This window comes from Streptomyces sp. NPDC000878 (assembly GCF_053599695.1).
Genome location: NZ_JBSFMT010000035.1, coordinates 83,324 through 102,781 on the forward strand (window position 1 = coordinate 83,324; position 19,458 = coordinate 102,781).

Consider the following 19,458-nt stretch of genomic DNA (forward strand, 5'->3'; position numbering starts at 1 on the left):
TCCGGGTCCTCGGCAACCAGATCCTGCGTGTCATGGGCAGTTCGACGGCGCGTACGGCCGGTTCATGTACCACGGCGGTCACACGGCCTGAGGGACCGGGCGGACGCCTATGGCTGCCCATTTCTGACCCTGTGCCAGTCTCACTCTTTCGTGGCTCGTTGTGCGCCGGTGCGCCGGGTAGAGCACCTGCCGGAGGCGATCCATGGAACAGACCGCACTGCGTCCCAAGCCCATGCCCGGTCAGGAACCGGCCGGCGGCACCACATCCCGTCCGGCCCGGCGCCCGCATGCCGCGCCCCGGCGCGGCCGACGGCTGACGGCCCTGCTGTTCGGCCTGTTCATCGGGACCGTCCTGGTCCTCGCGGGCGTCGGACTCGGCACGCTCGGCGCCACGGTGATCGGCATGAGCAAGCTCGCGGACCTGCAGCGTCAGGCGGGACAGGACGGGCGGCCAGGGCAGCAGGGCCAGGGTCAGGGTCAGGGGTCGGACTCGGCGGGCGCGCGAAGTGGTGCGTCCCCGGAGTCCGGGTCCGGGGCCGAGTCCCGGTCCGGGGCGGGATCCGGATCCGGTGCGGGCCCTTCCAAGCAGCCCTCGGGCGGCGCGAGCCCGGCCTCCTCGGTGTCGGCCGTGACCGCGACCCTCGGTGTCGAGGCCGTGGACGCCGAGAAGGTGGGAGCGCTGGTCGTCGGCGTCCACATCCCGGGCCCGGGCTATACCGCGGGCCTGGTCCGAGGCGACGTACTGCTCACCTTCGGTGGGGCCCGGGTCGACTCGGCGGCCGATCTCGCCCGTGTGGTCGCCCGCACCCGTCCCGGTGCGGAGATCACCCTCACGGTCCGTCACCGCAGCGGCGGCTACCAGCAGTTGGTGGCGATCCCGGGCGTCGTCACCTGACCGCACCTCCGTCACCTGACCGCCTGCGCCATCTGACCGCCTCTGCCACCTGACGCCCTCCGTCAGACAACCACCCTGAAGTGGCTGGTCAGCCGCCCGTCGTCGGACAGCACATGAAGGGCGAGGCCGACCGGTGCGTCCCGGTCCGCGGCCCCCTCGCCCTCCCAGGGCAGCCGGAGGGTCCACGTCACCCCCGGCCCGACGACCAGCGGCCGGCCCTCGAAGGTCGTGGCGGCCGGGGTGTGCGCGTGACCGGTGATGAGCCCGGCGATCTGCGGCCTGCGTTCCATCAGAGCGGCCAGCCGGTCGGGCCGGCCCAGCTGGTAGGCGTCCGGCAGGGGATGGTGCAACGCGACGGGCGGATGGTGGAAGGCGAGCAGCGCCGGGACGCCCTCGTCCAGTTCGTCGAGCGTCGCGTCGATCCAGTCGTACGTCTCGTCGTCGAGGGCGCCTTCGTCGCTGCCCGGCACGCTGGAGTCGCACATCAGGACGGCGGCGTCGTCGAAGACGTGCGCGCTGTTGACCGGCCCTTCGGTGGCGGGCAGCCCGAGCAGCGCCTTGCGGTAGGGCGCGCGGCTGTCGTGGTTGCCCGGGCAGGTGAGTACGGGGAAGGGCGCGTCGCCGGTGCGCAGCCCGAGGATGTGCGCGGCCTCCTCGTACTCGGCCTCCGTGCCGTGGTCCGCGATGTCCCCGGTCACCAGCAGGGCGTCCACGTGCCCCGGCAGCTCCCACAGCCGGTCGCGCACCCGTTCGGCGCGCGCCGTGGACCGCGCGGTTCCGTCGAGGTGCAGATCGCTGATGTGGGCGAGTACGAGCATGGACTTCCGCCTCCCTTAATGGTTCATGGAGATCTAACCATTAGATCTAATGGTTGCTCAACTCCTATCCGTTAGTTGAATGGACCGGAGTGGGGAGGGGAACGGGCGGGAGACGGGTGGTGAGAGCTGCAAACCGGCTCGCGCCGCCCCGCGCATCCGGGCAGGATGCTGCCCGTAGCCCCTCGCCCTTCCACGGAGGCCCGGATGACCGGCAGCAGCCCCGCGTCCTTCACCGCCGACGACTACCGGGCCCGGATGCGGCGCGCCGCCCGGGCGGCCGAGGACGCGGGGCTCGCCGGGCTCCTGGTGGCACCGGGACCCGACCTCGTCTGGCTCACCGGCTACGCGCCCACCGCGGTCACCGAACGCCTCACCCTGCTCGTCCTGGCCGCCGGACAGGACCCGGTCCTCGTGGTCCCCGCCCTGGAGGCCCCGGACGCGGCACACGCGGCGGGCGCACCCGCCCTGACCCTGCGTGACTGGACCGACGGCAAGGACCCTTACGCGGCCACCGCACCCCTGCTCGACGCAGCAGGCCGCTTCGGGGTCAGCGACAACGCCTGGGCACTGCATCTGCTGGCACTCCAGAAGGCGCTGCCCGGCACCTCGTACGTCTCCCTCACCGAGGGACTGCCGATGCTGCGCGCGGTGAAGGACGCGGCGGAACTGACCCGCCTGGCAGCCGCGGGCGCGGCTGCTGACGCAACGTACGAGGAGATCCGGAAGGTTCCCTTCGGGGGGCGCCGCGAGAGGGACGTCGCGGGTGATCTCGCCGATCTGCTGCGGCGGTTCGGGCACTCCGAGGTCGACTTCACGATCGTCGCCTCCGGCCCCAACGGCGCCAATCCGCACCACGAGGCCGGCGACCGGGTCATCGAGCGGGGCGACATGGTCGTCCTCGACTTCGGCGGCCTCCTGCACGGCTACGGCTCCGACACCTCCCGCACGGTCCACGTCGGCGAACCGGACGCCGAGCAGCGCAGGGTCCACGACATCGTGCGCGAGGCCCAGGAGGCGGGCTTCCGCGCCGTGCGGCCCGGCGCCGCGTGCCAGGACGTCGACCGGGCGGCCCGCGCGGTCATCACCGAGGCCGGGTACGGCGACTACTTCATCCACCGCACCGGCCACGGCATCGGCGTCACCACGCACGAGCCGCCGTACATGATCGAGGGCGAGGAACGGCCCCTCGTCCCCGGCATGTGCTTCTCCGTGGAGCCCGGCATCTACCTGCCCGGCCGCTTCGGCGTACGCATCGAGGACATCGTCACGGTGACCGAGGACGGCGGCCGGCGCCTCAACAACACGACCCGCGAGCTGGTCACCGTGGACTGACGACCGCTCACCAGGAGTTCCGCCCCTGCCAGCACCCCCTCCGGACGACAACGGCGCGACCATGACACAGGCACCGACACCCACCGCGGACACGGTCCGCCGACTGGTCCGTTCCCTGCTCGCGGACAGCGCCCTCGGCACGACCGCCACGGCCGGACCCGACGTACGGCCCGTCGGCGCGGGCGACGAGGGGTCCACCTGGTGGGTCGGCGCCCGGCACGTCCTGCGCCTGGCCCCCGACCGGGAGACGTCCGCACGGCTGCGCCGCGAACTGCGCCTGCGCGAGCTGGTACGCCCGCACCTCGGCGTCGCCGTCCCCGTCGGTGTGGCGCACGGCGAGTGGACCGGCGGACTGGCCTACACGCTGGACACCAGGGTGCCCGGCGGCTCGGCCGAGGAGCACGACGTCTCCGCCGTCGGCGAGGCCGACCTGGCCGCGCTGCTCACGGGCCTGCGCGAGGTGCCCGTACGACAGGCCGAGACGCTCGGTGTGCCACGGGTCTCGCCACGCTCCCTGGAGGCCCTGCGCCGGGCCGCCGAGCGTGCGGCCGAACGTCTCGCCACGGCCGACGAGTTCGACCCCGCACGGCTCCACCAGCTGACCCCGTCCGCCGCCACGCAGCTCGCCGCACAGGCCGGTACGTCGGTCCTCGTCCACCACGGTCTCAGGGGCGAGCACCTCGTGGTGAGCGCCGACGGACGGGTGCGCGGTGTCCTCGACTGGACCGACGCGGTCGTCGGCGACCCGGCCGAGGACATCGCCGGCCTCGCCCTCGCGGTCGGCTCGCCCGCCGCCGTACGCGCCGCCACCCTCGCCGGTTACGCGGCCCGCCCCTGTCTGCGCGGCCTGTGGCTCGCCCGCTGCGACACGGTCGTCCGGCTCGCCGAGAACCTCACCGGCCGCGACGCCGGCCCACGGCCGCTGCTGCGGGTCCAGCTGCGGCGCGCTTGGGAGGCGATCCTGCTGGAACGGGTGACGGAACTGCGGGAGCAGGACGAGGAAGGGTAGGTCTCGCGCCCACAAGAGAACTCAGTCCTGCTCCAGCACCACGCAGGACTCCCCGGGGACGTGCAACAGGCCGTCCGCGCCCGGCAGTTCCACCGGTTCCCAGGCGGCGAGCACCGTTGCCCGTCGCGGGCCCAGGGGGATCGCCGCCGGCTTCGCGGCGAGGTTCGCCACCACGCGTACGTCCCCGCGCCGGAAGGCGAGCCAGCGGGCCTCCTCGTCGTACGCGACCTTGATGTCCGACAGGTCCGGGTCCGTGAGGTCGGGCTGGGCGTGGCGCAGGGCGATCAGCTCGCGGTACCAGGACAGCACGTGCGCGTGGGGCTCGCGTTCGGGCTCGGACCAGTCGAGGCAGGAGCGGTCGCGGGTCGCCGGGTCCTGCGGGTCCGGGACGTCCTCCTCGGCCCAGCCGTGCGCCGTGAACTCCCGGCGCCTGCCCCGCCGTACGGCCTCCGCGAGGTCCGCGTCCGTGTGGTCGGTGAAGAACTGCCACGGAGTGCCCGCCGCCCACTCCTCGCCCATGAACAGCATCGGCGTGAACGGCCCGGTGAGCATCAGCGCGGCGGCGCAGGCCAGCAGACCGGGGGAGAGGGAGGCCGAAAGGCGGTCCCCCTGGGCACGGTTGCCGATCTGGTCGTGGGTCTGCGTGTAGCCGAGCAGCCGGTGCGCGGCGATGCCGGTGCGGTCGAGCGGGCGGCCGTGCAGACGGCCCCGGAAGGTCGAGTACGTGCCGTCGTGGAAGTAGCCGCCCGAGAGCGTCTTGGCGAGCGCCGCGAACGGGGCCCGCGCGAAGTCCTCGTAGTAGCCCTGCGACTCACCGGTCAGCGCGGTGTGCAGGGCGTGGTGGAAGTCGTCGCTCCATTGGGCGTGCAGTCCCAGACCGCCACCCGCGCGCGGGGTGACCAGTCGTGGGTCGTTGAGGTCGGACTCGGCGATCAGGGACAGTGGCCGGCCCAGTTCGGCGGCGAGGGCGTCCACGGCCCTCGACAGCTCCTCCAGGAAGTGGCACGCGCGCGTGTCCCGCAGTGCGTGCACCGCGTCCAGCCGCAGCCCGTCGATCCGGTAGTCGCGCAGCCAGGCCAGCGCGCTGCCGAGCAGATACGCGCGCACCTCGTCCGACCCGGGCGCGTCCAGGTTCACGGCGGAGCCCCACGGCGTCTGATGCGTGTCCGTGAAGTACGGGCCGAAGGCGGGGAGATAGTTGCCGGAGGGGCCCAAGTGGTTGTGCACGACGTCCAGGACCACGCCGAGGCCGAGCGCGTGCGCCGCGTCGACAAAGCGCTTCAGCGCCTCGGGGCCGCCGTACGGCTCGTGCACGGCCCACAGCGAGACCCCCTCGTACCCCCAGCCGTGCCGCCCGGGGAACGGGCACAGTGGCATCAACTCGACGTGCGTCACGCCCAGTTCCACGAGGTGGGCGAGCCGTCCGGCCGCCGCGTCCAGCGTGCCCTCGGGTGTGTACGTGCCGATGTGCAGCTCGTACAGGACCGCGCCCGGCAGCGCGCGGCCCGGCCACTCGGTGCGCCAGGTGTGGAGCCCGTGGTCGACGACGGCGCTCAGTCCGTCCGGGCCGTCCGGCTGGCGGCGCGAGCGCGGGTCGGGCCGTACGGGGCCGTCGTCCACGGCGAAGCCGTAACGCGAGCCGTCCCGGGCCTCGGCCTCGCCGGACCACCAGCCCGTGCGCTCCGGATCGCGCTCCAACGCGCGCGTGCCCGAGTCGCACTGGAGCGTCACGCGACTGGCCTGCGGTGCCCACACCTCGAAGTGCACGGACGGTTCCCCTTCGTCTGCCGGTGGTGCCCACCGGGAGGTAGCCCGTCCCATCGTGCTTCAAACGCCGCCGCTCCGCGCTTGAATCTTCACGTTTGCCCCGGGTGTCGTCAGGTCGGACCGGCGGGCCGCCGTTTCCGCGTGTTCTGGACACCCCGCGCGCACTGCCCGACAATCACGAACGTGACGTCGTCCTTCGAGTTCCACACGTATCCGGCTCGTCTCTCCGACGCGGAGCGCGACCGGGCGCTGAAGGTGCTGCGGGACGGGGTCGCCCTGGGCAGGCTTTCCCACGACACGTTCATCCGGCGCATGGAACTCGCGCTGGCCGCCCGCCGGTCCGACGAACTGGCCGTGCTCACCGCCGACCTGCCCACCGAGAACCGCCTGTCCCGCCTGGTGTTCGGGACGGTCGAAGCGGTCTCCGGCTTCACGGTACGGCTGCGCAGGGCCTGGCAGTCCGAGCGGCTCCCCAAGCTGCTGCTGCCCCACCCCGGCAGCGGCCACCCGTTGCGCATAGGGCGCGACCCCGCCAACGGCCTCCGGCTCACCCACGAGACGGTCTCGCGCGTCCACGCCGAACTCCGGCACCAGGGCGGCCTGTGGGTGCTGCGCGACCTCGGCTCGACCAATGGCACGACGGTGAACGGCCGACGGGTGATCGGCGCGGCCGTCGTCCGGGACGGCGACCAGATCGGCTTCGGACACATGGCGTTCAGGCTCGCCGCCGAGTGACACCGCGCCTGCGGGACCGTCCCCGCAGAGCAATTCACTTTGCCTGCTGCGGTGTTGACGTACCCCCGGAGTCGTGACTGACTGTGCGTGCGCCATGTACACCAGGTGAACCGACGGTCCCGCTTGTGGAGGTGTGCCCTGTCGCCGCTCCTCCGCTACCCGTCCGTGGACGAGCTGGCCGACCGGGCCGCCGCACTCGTCGCCCGGTACCCCGCCGACGCCCGGCTGCGCACGGTCGGCACCTCGCGCGGCGGTACCCCCCTGTGGCTGCTCTCCGTGGGGCACGGTGACCGCCAGGCCCTCGTCGTCGCCGGACCGCACGCCAACGAGCCCGTGGGCGGCGCGACCGCCCTCAGGCTGGCCGAGCGGGCGCTCGCCGACCCCGGACCGACCCTCCGCGCGGACGCCACCTGGAACCTGCTGCTGTGCCTCGACCCCGACGGCTCGCGCCGCAACGAGGGCTGGCTCGGGGGCCCGTACACGCTCGGGCACTACTTCCGGAACTTCTTCCGGCCCGGCTTCATGGAACAGCCCGAATGGCTGCCCGACGGCGCGGCCGGCGCCGCCCTGCCGGAGACCCGCGCACTCCTCGCCCTCCAGGACGAACTGCGGCCGTTCTTCCAGTGCTCACTCCACGGCGTCGACGTCGGCGGCGCCTTCGTCGAACTCACCCGCGACCTGCCCGGCCTCCCCCAGCGCGTCGCCCAGACCGCGGCCCGGCTCGGCATACCGCGCGAACTCGGCCCGTTCGACACCCTGTACTGGCCCCGCCTGGGACCCGCCGTGCACTGGATACCGCCGCCGAGGCGCGGCGACCTGGCCGCCGCCATGACCGAGGCCGCCGTCGAGTCGACCTGGTTCCATCCGCACCGGCACGGCACCGTGACCGCGATCGTCGAGGCGCCCATGTGGGGCGTCGCCGCCGTGGAGGACGACAGCCCGCCCGCCGACGCCGACGCGGTGCTGCGCACCGTCAGCCACACGCTGCGGCACGACATGCAGTACCTGGACGTGGTCCTCGGACGCCTGAGACCCCACCTCGCGCGCGTGCCGGACGCGGAGCGTCTCCTCGCCCCCGTGGACGACTACCTCCTGGTCTGCCCCGGCCTCGCCGACACCTGGGACCCCGACACGGACGACGGCGGCGCACGCCCCCTGCCACCGCTCAGCACCGCCCACCTGGCCACCCTGCGCATCGCCGGGCGGAAGCTGGCCCTGCGTACGGCGGGGCTGCTCCACCAACTGGCGTGCGCTGCCGGTCCGGGGGCCGTCGACGTCCGGTGCGCGCTCGACCGGCTGATCGACGACTGGTGTGCCGACTACCGCGACGGCTGCGGGGCACGCTGGATACCGGTCGCCCGTCAGGTGGAGTACCAGTCGCGCGTGGCGCTCGCCGCGTTCGAACTGGCGGGCCGCCACGCGCGCGTGGGCTCCCGTTCGGGTGACTCGGGCTGGGGCGCGGAGTCCGCGGTGCCGATGCACAGGGAATGACCCACACGATCACCACCGGCAACACCATCAACTCCGTCCGGACCAACGGGACCGTCAGGACCGTGCGAGCGGTACGCGGTGCCCTGCTGGCCGTCGGTCTCCTCGTCGCGGGCTCCGCCCCCGCCCAGGCGGTCTCCCAGGAGAGCCCCGGCGACAACTGGCTCTACGTCACCGTCACCCCGGGCGAGTCGGGCTCCGGCGACACCCGCGGCACGCTGGTGCTGTGCGCCCCGCCCCAGGGGCACGCGCAGGCGGCCCGGGCCTGTGCGGACCTCGCGGCGGCGGACGGCGACATCGGCGGCATCCCGCCGAAGAAGGTCATCTGCCCGATGCTCTACTCCCCGGTCACCGTGCACGCGCACGGGGAGTGGAACGGCCGCCCGCGGGAGTACGACAGGACCTTCTCCAACGGATGCGAACTGGGCGCACGGACCGGGGCCGTCTTCGCCTTGTAGGGGTCCATTGGGGGCGCCCCGGACAGGCGAACGGTACGGAGCAGGCGAACGGTTTCGCCTAGCTCCTCCGGGCGGTCCCCTCGCGCGCGTGCCGCGCCGCGGCCACCACCGTGCGGGCCTGGTGCTCGACCTGATGCTCCAGGGGCACCCAGCGGGCGCCGAAACGGTCCATGAAGGCCTCGCTCCAGACCGCGACCAGGTGTTCCAGGCGCGGTGCCGCGCGGTCGTCGGTCTCCCGCAGGACCCGCAGCAGCATCGCGGCGGCCCGCAGCGGCAGCCGACGGCCGAACGCGTCCACGCTGCCGACGTACGCCATCGTCGTGTCGGCGGGCGGTGTGTGCGTCCAGTCGGCGGCCAGCCCCGGCAGCAGCTCCAGCGCCCACTGGGCGGCCCGCAGCAGCGGACCCTCGGCGCCCTTGAGCCGGGGCAGCGCGTCCGCGAGGACCCGGTCGACCTCCAGCCCGTCCCGCAGCAGCCGGTCCGCGAGCCGCCGTATCGCCGCCGCCGGCGCGGGATGCGGGGCCGGGTCGTCCACCAGGTCGCTGGCCCACATCGGCACCTCCACGACCGCGGTCAGACCGCCGTACCGGTGGGCGTGGTACCAGGTGCTGTGCCGGGCGTCGTCCGGCATGCTCGGGTACGCCGCGGCCGAGCCCGGCGCCGGCATCACATGCACGCCGGGCCCCGAGGCGGGCCAGCCCGCCGCGTCCGAGGCGCCCGTCTCCACCGGGATGTGCAGCTCCGCCGCCGACTTGGCGAACGGCTCGGCGAGCCCGGGCACGTCCCTCGTCAGCTGCACCCAACTGCCGCCGACGTCGGTGCCGTGCAGGGTGACCTGGAGGTAGGGCCGCAGCTCGTCGATGACGCCGATCAGCGCGCGGGTCTCCGGCGGCAGCCGGTCGGGCGGCAGCACGGAGGGCGACCACTCAGGCTGTTCGGGCCCGGCGGGCCGGTAGAAGCCGAGGTGGTAGTCGAGCAGGCTGCGCGGCGCCGGTGTGACGTGCAGGCTGGCTCCGTCCGGGTCCGCGCACAGCAGGAAGTGCCAGGAGGCCGCCGTCCGCAGCTCGCTGTCGTACAGGGCCCGTTCGGCGAGGGCCAGGAGCGTGGAGCCGCCCGTGGGCTCGTTTGCGTGGGCACCCGCGACGACGAGCACGGCGCGTCGTGCGTGGCCTACGGACAGCAGGTGCAGAGGCCGTCCCGCGCGGGAGGAGCCCACCTGCCTGAAGGCGCACAGGCCGGGCCGGTGAGCCGCCAGCGCCCGGGCGGACGAGACGAGTTCGTTCACACTGGGGTAGCGCAGCTCCGGCAGGAGACTCACCCCCGTCTGGTCCACCCTGCGTCGCAATCCGCAGTACCCCATGGCGTCCAGGAACTGTCAAGGAGCTGACGGGGCGGCTCCAGGGGGCGCCCAGGAGCATTCACCGCCGACGGTGAGGAGGGGGACGACCGGGGGAACGGCCGGCGGGGACATCTGCCGCGCGGGACGCCACGTACAGGCTCCGCCGAGGGCACGCACGCGTGCCACCGACCGGGCGCGAAGGGAGCGACGGCGCTCACCACCAGGAGCCGGTCATCCGGCACACGCGCCGGGAGTGCGCGCGGCCGTGAGCCGGGCGCCAGGGGACTCAAGGGGGCGCGCGGCGACATGTTCGCGCCCCCTGCTGTCACTCCTCGCCGACCCGCTCCAGCAGCGCCACCGGCAGCCGCGCGAAAAGCTCCTCCACGCGCGCGTGCCCCGTGAACTCCCGCTCCGGAGCCAGCAGATCGGCCCACCGGCCCGGCGGCAGCGGCAGCCGCGTGTCCTGCCAGCCGCCCGTGTCCGCCAGCCGCAGCGACAGCCGGGTGACCGCCGTGACCACCTCCCCGGAGCGCGCGAACGCCGCACAGTGCGCCGCCGCCGGGCCCTCCGCGACGAGCGGCGTGTACGTCGCCGTGTCGCCGAACACCGCCGGACGCCGCGCGCGCAGCCGCAGTGCCGCCCCCGTCAGCTCCGCCTTCTCGCCCGGCACGTCCGGCGGAAACCGAACGGGACGCCGGTTGTCCGGGTCCACCAGCGCCCGGTACTCGCTCTCCGTGCCCTGGTAGAGGTCCGGTACGCCCGGCATCGTCAGATGGACCAGGGCCGCGCCCAGGACGTTCGCCCGGACATACGGCTCCAGGGCGCTCCGCAGCGCCGCCACGGCCTCGCCGGGCGCCCCGCACGGGCCCGCCGCCACGAACGCCGCCACAGCCTCCTCGTACGCCGGTTCCTGCTCCGTCCAGGCGGTGTGCAGGCCCGCCTCCCGGACGTGCTTCAGCAGGGCGCCCTGGAGCCGCTCAGGGGCCGCCGGGCCCAGACCGAAGGCCGTCTGCCAGGCCGCCCACGCCAGTTGGGCGTCGGGCACGCCCTCACCGGTGCGCGTGACCTCCGCCAGGACGTCGGCCCAGCGCTGCGGGCACTCGGTGAGCACGGCCAGCGCCGCGCGTACGTCGGCGCTGCGCTTCGTGTCGTGCGTCGACAGCACCGTCCCCGTGGCCGGCCAGTCGCGCTGCACGCGCGCGCAGTAGGCGTGGAAGTCCTCCGGGGACACCGCGGGACTGCCCGGGCCGCCGCCGACCTCGGTCGCCGACAGCAGCGGCACATAGCGGTAGAACGCCGTGTCCTCCACGGACTTGGCCCGCAGCGCCGACGCCGTCTGCGCGAACCGGTCCCGGAACTCGGCCTGCCCGGGCCCGTCGCCATACCGCCCCAGCAGCAGATTCCGTACGACGTCCACGGCCCCGCCCTCCTCCGGGACGGCGAACGCCCGCCGGGCCTCCTCGGCGGCCTCCTCGGTGACCACGGAGGCCGCGTCCCCGGGGGTGTAGGGGCGGTAGACCTCCATGCGGACCAGCAGCTCGCGCAGCGCGGTACGCAGGGCCCAGGGGGCGCGGTCGCGCAGGGCGAGGTCCGGGGAGGCGGCGCAGAGACGGTTCGCCACGCGGGTCAGCCGGTCCACCTCGGTGGCCAGCTCATGCGTCACCACCTTGTACGCGGCCCGCCGGACCGTCGCCTCCCAGTGCCCGCCCCGGTCGGCCTGAGGGGCCGCGAACCGCCGGTACTGGCCGAGGAGTTCGCCCACCCCCGCCGGGTCCGTGAACAGGCCGTCCACGTGCCGCAGGGCGTCGTACCCGGTGGTCCCCGCGACCGGCCAGCCCGCCGGCAGATGCTCCCCGTCGGCCAGGATCTTCTCGACCACCGTCCAGCGGCCCCCGCTCGCATCGTGCAGCCTGCGCAGATACCCGCCCGGGTCCGCGAGACCGTCCGGGTGGTCGACCCGCAGCCCCTCCACCACGCCGTCGTCGAGCAGCTCCAGCAGCTTCCCGTGGGTCGCCGCGAACACCTCGGGGTCCTCGACCCGCACCCCGATCAGCTCCGAGATGCTGAAGAAACGCCGGTAGTTGAGTTCGGTGCGGGCCAGCCGCCACCACACCGGGCGGTACCACTGGGCGTCGACGAGCTGCGGCAGCGGGAGCTTCTCGGTGCCCTCGCGCAGGGGGAGGACATGGTCGTAGTAGCGCAGGATGTGGCCGTCGTACCCCAGGTGCGCGTCCTGCCACCGCTCGACCTTCAGCTGGTCGCTCACCGCGCCGAGCGGCTGCCCGAGCACCGGCAGCAGCATCCGGCCGCCCTGCGCCTCCCAGTCGATGTCGAACCACCGCGCGTACGGCGACCCGGGGCCCTCCCGGAGCACCTCCCACAGGGGGCGGTTGTGGCGCGGGGACATGGCCATGTGGTTGGGCACGATGTCGGCGACCAGCCCCAGACCGTGCTCCCGCGCGGTGCGCGCCAGCGCGCGCAGCCCCTCCTCGCCGCCGAGTTCACCGCGTACGCGCGCGGGGTCCACGATGTCGTAGCCGTGCGTCGACCCCGGGACGGCCTCCAGGAACGGCGACAGATGCAGATGCGAGACGCCGAGCGAGGCCAGGTACGGCACGGCAGCCGCCGCGGCGCCGAACGGGAACGCGGGCTGGAGTTGCAGCCGGTAGGTGGCCGTGGGCACGACCGGGTCAGGGCGCTCAGGTGTCATGGGAACCTACGTACCCTCCCCGAGGCCTTTCGTGTCATCGCCACGACTACGCGGGTCGTTGCAGCACCGTCAGGCTGCGGTCCGTCAGGGTGAGCCGGTCGCCCGCCTCCACCTTCGCGCCCGTGCCGGGAGGCACACCCTCGGGGCGGGCCGTGTCGATCACGACCTGCCAGCGGCGGCCGTGGTTGACCGGCACCACGAACTCCAGCGTCTTCGGCGAGGCGTTGAACATCAGCAGGAACGAGTCGTCGGCGATGCGCTCACCGCGCGCACCGGGTTCGGAGATCGCGTTGCCGTTGAGGAACACGCTCATCGCGCCCGCCTGCGACGAGTCCCAGTCGCGCTGGACCATCTCCTCGCCCGCCGGAGTGAACCAGGCGATGTCCGACAGGTCGTCGTGGGTGCCCTCCACGGGGCGGCCGTGGAAGAAGCGGCGCCTGCGGAAGACCGGGTGGTCCTTGCGCAGCCACACCATCGCGCGCGTGAAGTCCAGCAGGTCACCGGTGCCGGGCTCGCCGTCGCCGTCGGCATCGTCCTCGGCCGGCCACGGCACCCAGGAGACCTCGTTGTCCTGGCAGTACGCGTTGTTGTTGCCGCCCTGGGTGCGGGCGAACTCGTCGCCGTGGCTGATCATGGGCACGCCCTGGGACAGCATCAGGGTCGCGATGAAGTTCCGCAGCTGGCGCCCGCGGAGGGCGAGGACGTCGGGGTCGTCGGTCTCGCCCTCGGCGCCGCAGTTCCAGGACCGGTTGTGGCTCTCGCCGTCCCGGTTGTCCTCACCGTTGGCCAGGTTGCGCTTCTCGTTGTACGACACCAGGTCGTTGAGGGTGAAACCGTCGTGGCAGGTCACGAAGTTGATCGAGGCCAGCGGACGGCGGCCGTCGTCCTGGTAGAGGTCCGAGGAGCCCGTCAGCCGGGACGCGAACTCCGCGAGCGTGCGCGGCTCGCCCCGCCACATGTCCCGTACGGTGTCGCGGTACATGCCGTTCCACTCGGTCCACAGCGGCGGGAAGTTGCCCACCTGGTAGCCGCCCTCGCCCACGTCCCACGGCTCGGCGATCAGCTTCACCTGGGACACCACCGGGTCCTGCTGGACCAGGTCGAAGAACGACGACAGCCGGTCCACCTCGTGGAACTGCCGGGCCAGGGTGGCCGCGAGGTCGAAGCGGAAGCCGTCGACGTGCATCTCGGTGACCCAGTAGCGCAGCGAGTCCATGATCATCTGGAGCACGTGCGGGGACCGCATGAGCAGCGAGTTCCCGGTGCCCGTGGTGTCCATGTAGTAGCGCTGGTCCTCGGCGAGCCGGTAGTACTGCGCGTTGTCGATGCCCCGGAAGGACAGCGTCGGGCCCAGATGGTTACCCTCCGCGGTGTGGTTGTAGACCACGTCCAGGATGACCTCGATACCGGCCTCGTGCAGCGCCCGGACCGCCGACTTGAACTCCAGGACCTGCTGGCCGCGGTCGCCCCAGGAGGCGTACGCGTTGTGCGGGGCGAAGAAGCCGATCGTGTTGTAGCCCCAGTAGTTGTTCAGGCCCATGTCCACCAGCCGGTGGTCGTTCACGAACTGGTGCACCGGCATCAGCTCCAGGGCCGTGACGCCGAGTCCGGTCAGGTGTTCGATGATCGCCGGGTGGGCGAGTGCCGCGTACGTCCCGCGCAGCTCCTCGGGCAGCGCCGGGTGGCGCATCGTCAGGCCCTTCACATGGGCCTCGTAGATCACCGTGTGGTGGTACTCGGTACGCGGGCGCCGGTCGTCGCCCCAGTCGAAGTACGGGTTGACCACGACCGACGACATGGTGTGCGGCGCCGAGTCGAGATCGTTGCGCCGCTCGGGTGAGCCGAAGTGGTAGCCGTAGACCTCCTCGCCCCAGGTGACCGCGCCGCTGATCGCCTTCGCGTACGGATCGAGCAGCAGCTTCGCCGAGTTGGTCCGCTGGCCGCGCTCGGGCGCGTACGGGCCGTGCATACGGAGGCCGTACCGCTGACCCGGCATCACGCCGGGCAGATACGCGTGCCGGACGAACGCGTCGCTCTCCCGGAGTTCCACCGCCGTCTCCGAGCCGTCGTCGTGCAGCAGACACAACTCGACCCGGTCGGCGGCCTCCGAGAAGACCGCGAAGTTGGTGCCGGCGCCGTCGTACGTGGCACCGAGTGGGTACGCCTCTCCTGGCCAGACCTGCATGCACCCGACTCTTTCAGTTGTGGTTCGCCGCTGGGTCGACTCCGCTCCGAGTCTCCCCGAAAGTGATGGAACCACCTACGACTTACGTCCCTCTTACCGGTCGTCCAGTGCGTACCCGCACAAACGGGTGCGTCAAAACTTTCGTTCTTTACATACTCCCTGGGCTGTGAGGGGGAGTAAGGGGACAACGTGCGCAAGATCGTGCGTCGCCACCTGGGCAAGGTGGTGGCGGGTACGGGGATCGCGGTGGCCGGTACGGCCCTGATGGTCGCGGTGACGCTGCCGGGATCGGCGGGGGCCGACGAGTCGGGAGGTACGGGGACCGCGGGGAGTTCGACGGGTACGGGCGGGAGTGCGGGGCAGTCCGCGCAGGACCAGGCCGCTGTGCCGCCCGGTGTCGTGGAAGAGGTGCCCGCCGAGGGCGAGAAGGGCAAGGGCCGTGATCCACTGACCGACGGTGAGACGGCGCGGGTCGAGCGGATCGCCCTGAACCGGCAGCTGCGCGACTCCAGTGAGAACGTCGAGGGGCAGCGCGGCCCGCAGCGGATCGGCATCGACCTCGCCGACCCCGAGGCCGCCGAGGTGGACGACCCGAACGCGCCCCGGCGCGCGGACGTGTCGTACTACGACTACAAGGACGACACCCTGGTCACCAGGACCGTCAACCTCGACACGGGCAAGGTCGAGCGGACCGGCACCCAGCACGGCGTACAGCCGCCGCTGAGCCGCGCCGAGACCGCCGAGGCGACGCAGCTGCTGATAGCCGACGCGCTGGGCGCGGGCCTGAAGGCCGACTACAAGGACGCCACCGGCAAGGAACTCACCTCGCCGGACCAGCTCCTCGTCACCAGCATGATCTACCGGGCCACTCCGGGCGCCCAGCCCGCCGTCCTCGACACCTGCGGCGACCACCGCTGTGTGCGGCTCTTCCCGAAGGTGAAGAACGGGCCGTGGATCGACGCCCGTTCGCTCGTCGTCGACCTGAGCGCCCGCAAGGTGGCCAAGCTCGGCTGACCCGGGGGGTCTTCTCACCCTCGCTCCTCTCGTCTCTCACTCTCTTTCCACTCTCTCCTCCTTGGGAGTCTCTTCGTCATGCGCGAAAAGTCGTTGCTCGTCGGCCTCTCCGTGGTCGCGCTGGCCGCCGGCCTCACCACGGCGGCGGGACCGGCCGCCGCCCAGCCGAAGGCCGGGCCCGTACCGCCCGCCGAGTGCAGTGCGCCGTACCGGATCGAGCAGAAGCTCGCCACCGGCACCACCTGGCGGATGTGCTGGCGCTACGAGAGCGAGGCCGGGCTCGTCCTGGAGAACGTCTCGTACCAGCCGCCGGGCCAGTCCCCGATCAAGGTCCTCAACTCCGCGAAGCTCGGCCAGATACACGTCCCCTACGACGACGGAAAGGCCGAGTACAGCGACCTCACCCAGGCGGGCTTCGGCCAGGGCCTGATGAACATGGCGCCCGGTGAGTGCCCCGGCGGCACCATCAAGACCGTCAAGGTGCCCGAGGCGTGGGACCCGGACAACGCCAACGTCAAGGGCCTGTGCACCACGACCCGTTCACGCGGCCACGCCTACCGGATGCAGGGCGACACCGCGAACAAGGTCTGGCAGACCCAGGGCAAGGACCTGCTCGTCTACACCGTCAACCAGGTCGGCTGGTACGAGTACATCACCGAGTGGCGCTTCCAGGACGACGGCACCGTCAACATGAACGTCGGAGCCACCGGCAGCCTCGCGCCCGACGACTACGACGCGGGCGACGGCCGTGGCTGGCCCATCGGCAAGGGCGCCAAGGCGTACGCCACCAGCCACAGCCACAACGTCTTCTGGCGGCTCGACTTCGGCCTCGACGGCTCCTCCAAGGGCAAGGTCGAGCAGTACGACTCCGTGGTCAGCCCGCCCGCGAACGGCCAGGAGGGGCCCACCAACAAAACGACCCGCACCCAGGTCAAGAAGGAACTCGCGGGCGACGCCAAGAACATGCGCTGGTGGCGGGTCGTCAGCGCGACCGGCAAGAACAAGGACGGCCATGCGCGGTCGTACGAGATCGTGCCCGCCGCGACCACCAAGTACCCGGGCCGCAGCTTCACCCGGCACGACATCTACTTCACCGAGTACAACAAGTGCGAGCAGTTCGCCAGCGACAACCTGCCCAACTGCGGTGCCGGTGCCAAGAAGTCCGTCGACGGATGGGTCAACGGACAGACCCTCACCCACCCGTTGGTCTGGGTGAACGTGGGCTTCCACCACATAGCCCGGGACGAGGACCAGCAGCCCATGCCGGTCCACTGGCAGGGCTTCTCCATCGCCCCGCGCGATGTCACGGCTATGAATCCGCTCACTCCCGCCGCACTCGCCGACCAGAACGGGCATGTCGAAAGCGGTAGTTGAGAAACGACCTGTCCATCGGGCTGCACCGTCGACCGCTCCCGGAGTACCCTTCCTTGATCGTTGGCCGGGACCGGCCACGGGGAGAAGCTCGGGGGAGCGGAAGGCGGTGCACGGGTGGGCTCGGGAGGGCTGGAGCTGCCCCCTGGTGACGAGGGTCACGAGGGGAACTCCACAGAGGTCCCGCCCGGCGCGGTGTCCCTGGCACGGCCGATGGAGACGGGTTCCATTGGACCGGAACTGGACTGGGACGCCGACGCCTGGCGTGAGGTGCGTACGCGCGCCCAGCGGGCCGGCCGGGCCTACATCTGGCTGAACCTGGTCGAACAGCGGCTGCGCGCCGTCGTGGCCGCCGTGCTACGCCCCATCTACGAACCGGTCCACGGCGACGAGTGGGTGGTCGCCGCCGCCGGACCGGCCGGCCAGGAGTGGGTGCAGCGCGCGGTCGCCGTACGGGAAGTCAGCCGCCGCAAGGGCTACTTGCTCGACCCGGCAGACGACAACGTCCTCAGCTTCCTCACGTTGCCGCAGCTGCGCGAGCTGATGGTGCAGCACTGGCCGTGCTTCGAGCCGTACGTCGACGAGCGCCGCGACGTCGAACTCGCCCTGGACGAGCTGGAGGTGACCCGCAACGTCGTCTCCCGCAACCGGGCCCTGTCCGAGGCCGTCCTCAACCAGGCCGAACGGGCCTCGGGCAAGCTCCTGGAGACCCTCGGCGCGGGCGGTGACGTGCCCTCCGCGCGCCGGTTGCCGGTGGACGCGGTCGAGGACCTGGTGGGCGAGCGGTACGGGGACGTGGTCGCCGTGCACACCGACCGGGTACGGCTGATGCGCCAGTTCCCGGCCGAGGACATCTTCGGCGGTGCGCGCCGCCTCGACGCCATCGGCATCGGCCTCAACCTGCTCGTGCAGAACTTCTCCGGGCGGCGGCTGGTACGGCTGGCGGAGTCGGGCTGCCGGACGAGACTGCTGTTCCTGAACCCCGCGTCCAGCGCGGTGAAGCGGCGTGAGCGGGAACTCGGCATCAAGCGGGGCGAGTTGAGCCGCGCGGTGGAGATGAACATCCTGCACATGCGCCGGGTGCGGTCGAAGCTGCGCGATCCCGGCGCCTTCGAGATCCAGGTCTACGACGAGACACCCCGCTTCACGGCCTACCTCGTCGACGGGGACGGCTCGGACGGGGTCGCGATCGTGCAGACGTATCTGCGCCGGACGCGGGGGATGGAGGCGCCGGTGCTGGTGCTGCGGGGCGGCAGCAGGGTGGTGAAGTCGGACGAGTCGGAGGAGATCGGCATCTTCCCGACGTATCGCGAGGAGTTCGAGGTGGCCTGGGCGGATTCGCGGCCGGTGTCCTGACTCGGCTGACTGACTGGCCGATCTACCTGACCTGCCTGACCTGCGCAGCTTCCATAAGCGGAATGCGGTCCTCTGATTGTCAGTGGCTCATGGGATCGTGGAGACCACTGGGGGAAAGCACCACCAAGAAGGGGGGCCAGGCATGGGCTGGCACCATGAGCTGCTGATCGGCTTCGACCTGGAGACGACCGGGACGGACCCGACCGAGGCACGCATCGTCACCGGCGCGGTGATCGAGGTGAGGGGCGGTGAGCCGCTCGGCCGCCGGGAATGGCTGGCGGATCCGGGCGTCGAGATTCCGGCGGACGCGGTGGCCGTGCACGGCATCACCAACGAGCGCGCGACCAGTGAGGGGCGGCCCGCCGACCAGGTCGCGGGTGCGATCGCGGACGTGCTGGCGGGGTACTGGAAGACGGGCGTGCCGGTCGTCGCCTACAACGCGAACTTCGACCTCACCCTGCTCTCGGCGGAGCTGCGGCGGCACGGTCTGCCGTCCCTGCGGGAGCGGTTGGGCGGGCTGGATCCGGCTCCGGTGATCGACCCGTACACGATCGACCGCTCCGTCGACCGCTATCGGCGCGGCAAGCGGAACCTCGAAGCGGTGTGCACGGAGTACGGGGTCGCGCTGGACGCCGCCCATGACGCGTCGGCGGACGCGTTGGCCGCGGCGCGGTTGGCGGGTGCGATAGCCGAGCGGTATCCCAAGGTTGCGGGGTTGGGGGCGGTGGAGCTGCATCGGCGTCAGATCGAGTGGTACGCGGAGTGGGCGGCGGATTTTCAGGGGTTTCTGCGGCGTAAGGGGGAGGCGGACGCTGTGGTGGATGGGAGTTGGCCTGTGCGGGAGGTTGGGGCGGGGGTTTGAGGGTGCGTTGAGGGCCTTTTGGTCTCGCCCCCGCCGCCCCTACCCGTCCCATCCCTGGGGGCTGCCGCCCCCAGACCCCCGCTGTCGGCCTGAACGGCCTCGTCCTCAAACGCCGGACG

General features: G+C 72.2%; 15 protein-coding genes. 10 read left to right on the top strand and 5 right to left on the bottom strand.

The window, feature by feature from the left end:
• The first annotated feature begins 202 nt into the window (after positions 1-202).
• A complete protein-coding gene (locus tag ACWDR4_RS27955; protein WP_450412800.1) occupies positions 203-895 on the top strand; it encodes a PDZ domain-containing protein in 693 nt (230 codons plus the stop codon).
• Between the two features lie 62 nt (positions 896-957).
• Here the strand turns inward: ACWDR4_RS27955 and ACWDR4_RS27960 are convergent, their stop codons facing one another.
• Complete coding sequence (locus ACWDR4_RS27960; RefSeq protein WP_450412803.1) at positions 958-1,713, bottom strand: metallophosphoesterase; 756 nt, start codon at positions 1,711-1,713, stop codon at positions 958-960.
• A gap of 204 nt (positions 1,714-1,917) precedes the next feature.
• Between ACWDR4_RS27960 and ACWDR4_RS27965 the strand changes: the two genes are divergently transcribed.
• Complete coding sequence (locus ACWDR4_RS27965) at positions 1,918-3,045, top strand: aminopeptidase P family protein (protein WP_450412805.1); 1,128 nt, start codon at positions 1,918-1,920, stop codon at positions 3,043-3,045.
• A gap of 61 nt (positions 3,046-3,106) precedes the next feature.
• Positions 3,107-4,054, top strand: a complete 948-nt coding sequence (locus ACWDR4_RS27970) for an aminoglycoside phosphotransferase family protein (protein ID WP_450412806.1) — start codon at positions 3,107-3,109, stop codon at positions 4,052-4,054.
• Positions 4,055-4,075: 21 nt separating this feature from the next.
• On the opposite strand, the gene treZ is transcribed toward ACWDR4_RS27970, so the two are convergent.
• Positions 4,076-5,821 (bottom strand): malto-oligosyltrehalose trehalohydrolase, encoded by a 1,746-nt coding sequence (treZ, locus tag ACWDR4_RS27975; protein ID WP_450412807.1) that lies wholly within the window; start codon positions 5,819-5,821, stop codon positions 4,076-4,078.
• 183 nt (positions 5,822-6,004) lie between these two features.
• Here treZ and ACWDR4_RS27980 point away from each other — a divergent pair, with 183 nt between their 5' ends.
• From ACWDR4_RS27980 to ACWDR4_RS27990, 3 genes are all read left to right on the top strand, one after another.
• On the top strand, positions 6,005-6,556 hold the full coding sequence (locus tag ACWDR4_RS27980; protein ID WP_450412808.1) for an FHA domain-containing protein: 552 nt from the start codon (positions 6,005-6,007) through the stop codon (positions 6,554-6,556).
• A 165-nt stretch (positions 6,557-6,721) separates the two neighbouring features.
• Positions 6,722-8,047 carry a M14 family zinc carboxypeptidase gene (locus tag ACWDR4_RS27985; protein WP_450412810.1) on the top strand — a complete coding sequence of 442 codons (1,326 nt, stop codon included), beginning with the start codon at positions 6,722-6,724 and terminating at the stop codon, positions 8,045-8,047.
• Positions 8,044-8,502: an SSI family serine proteinase inhibitor gene (locus tag ACWDR4_RS27990; protein WP_450412812.1), complete on the top strand. Its 459-nt coding sequence runs from the start codon at positions 8,044-8,046 to the stop codon at positions 8,500-8,502. Before ACWDR4_RS27985 ends, ACWDR4_RS27990 begins: the two co-directional genes overlap by 4 nt.
• Positions 8,503-8,560: 58 nt before the next feature.
• On the opposite strand, the gene ACWDR4_RS27995 is transcribed toward ACWDR4_RS27990, so the two are convergent.
• From ACWDR4_RS27995 to glgX, 3 genes are all read right to left on the bottom strand, one after another.
• The gene (locus ACWDR4_RS27995) at positions 8,561-9,820 is read right to left on the bottom strand and encodes a M14 family zinc carboxypeptidase (RefSeq protein ID WP_450412814.1); all 1,260 of its coding nucleotides are present in this window, start codon (positions 9,818-9,820) and stop codon (positions 8,561-8,563) included.
• A gap of 346 nt (positions 9,821-10,166) precedes the next feature.
• On the bottom strand, positions 10,167-12,551 hold the full coding sequence (gene treY, locus ACWDR4_RS28000; protein ID WP_450412816.1) for a malto-oligosyltrehalose synthase: 2,385 nt from the start codon (positions 12,549-12,551) through the stop codon (positions 10,167-10,169).
• A gap of 46 nt (positions 12,552-12,597) precedes the next feature.
• A complete protein-coding gene (gene glgX / locus ACWDR4_RS28005; protein ID WP_450412818.1) occupies positions 12,598-14,736 on the bottom strand; it encodes a glycogen debranching protein GlgX in 2,139 nt (712 codons plus the stop codon).
• Positions 14,737-14,925: 189 nt separating this feature from the next.
• On the opposite strand from glgX, the gene ACWDR4_RS28010 reads away from it, so the two are divergent.
• The 4 genes from ACWDR4_RS28010 (at position 14,926) to ACWDR4_RS28025 (ending at position 19,339) form a co-directional block, all read left to right on the top strand.
• Complete coding sequence (locus ACWDR4_RS28010) at positions 14,926-15,750, top strand: Tat pathway signal sequence domain protein (RefSeq protein WP_450412820.1); 825 nt, start codon at positions 14,926-14,928, stop codon at positions 15,748-15,750.
• Positions 15,751-15,828: 78 nt separating this feature from the next.
• Positions 15,829-17,124 carry a copper amine oxidase gene (locus ACWDR4_RS28015; RefSeq protein WP_450412822.1) on the top strand — a complete coding sequence of 432 codons (1,296 nt, stop codon included), beginning with the start codon at positions 15,829-15,831 and terminating at the stop codon, positions 17,122-17,124.
• Positions 17,125-17,238: 114 nt separating this feature from the next.
• Positions 17,239-18,477 carry an SAV2148 family HEPN domain-containing protein gene (locus tag ACWDR4_RS28020; protein ID WP_450412828.1) on the top strand — a complete coding sequence of 413 codons (1,239 nt, stop codon included), beginning with the start codon at positions 17,239-17,241 and terminating at the stop codon, positions 18,475-18,477.
• A 142-nt stretch (positions 18,478-18,619) separates the two neighbouring features.
• Positions 18,620-19,339: an exonuclease domain-containing protein gene (locus ACWDR4_RS28025; RefSeq protein WP_450412824.1), complete on the top strand. Its 720-nt coding sequence runs from the start codon at positions 18,620-18,622 to the stop codon at positions 19,337-19,339.
• Positions 19,340-19,458 lie beyond the last annotated feature (119 nt).

Bases quoted from the DNA above. Each gene is read 5' to 3' on its own strand.
- ACWDR4_RS27955 (WP_450412800.1), top strand. From the start codon at position 203: ATGGAACAGACCGCACTGCGTCCCAAGCCCATGCCCGGTCAGGAACCG.
- ACWDR4_RS27960 (WP_450412803.1), bottom strand. From the start codon at position 1,713: ATGCTCGTACTCGCCCACATCAGCGATCTGCACCTCGACGGAACCGCG.
- ACWDR4_RS27965 (WP_450412805.1), top strand. From the start codon at position 1,918: ATGACCGGCAGCAGCCCCGCGTCCTTCACCGCCGACGACTACCGGGCC.
- ACWDR4_RS27970 (WP_450412806.1), top strand. From the start codon at position 3,107: ATGACACAGGCACCGACACCCACCGCGGACACGGTCCGCCGACTGGTC.
- ACWDR4_RS27990 (WP_450412812.1), top strand. From the start codon at position 8,044: ATGACCCACACGATCACCACCGGCAACACCATCAACTCCGTCCGGACC.
- treY (WP_450412816.1), bottom strand. From the start codon at position 12,551: ATGACACCTGAGCGCCCTGACCCGGTCGTGCCCACGGCCACCTACCGG.
- glgX (WP_450412818.1), bottom strand. From the start codon at position 14,736: ATGCAGGTCTGGCCAGGAGAGGCGTACCCACTCGGTGCCACGTACGAC.
- ACWDR4_RS28015 (WP_450412822.1), top strand. From the start codon at position 15,829: ATGCGCGAAAAGTCGTTGCTCGTCGGCCTCTCCGTGGTCGCGCTGGCC.
- ACWDR4_RS28025 (WP_450412824.1), top strand. From the start codon at position 18,620: ATGGGCTGGCACCATGAGCTGCTGATCGGCTTCGACCTGGAGACGACC.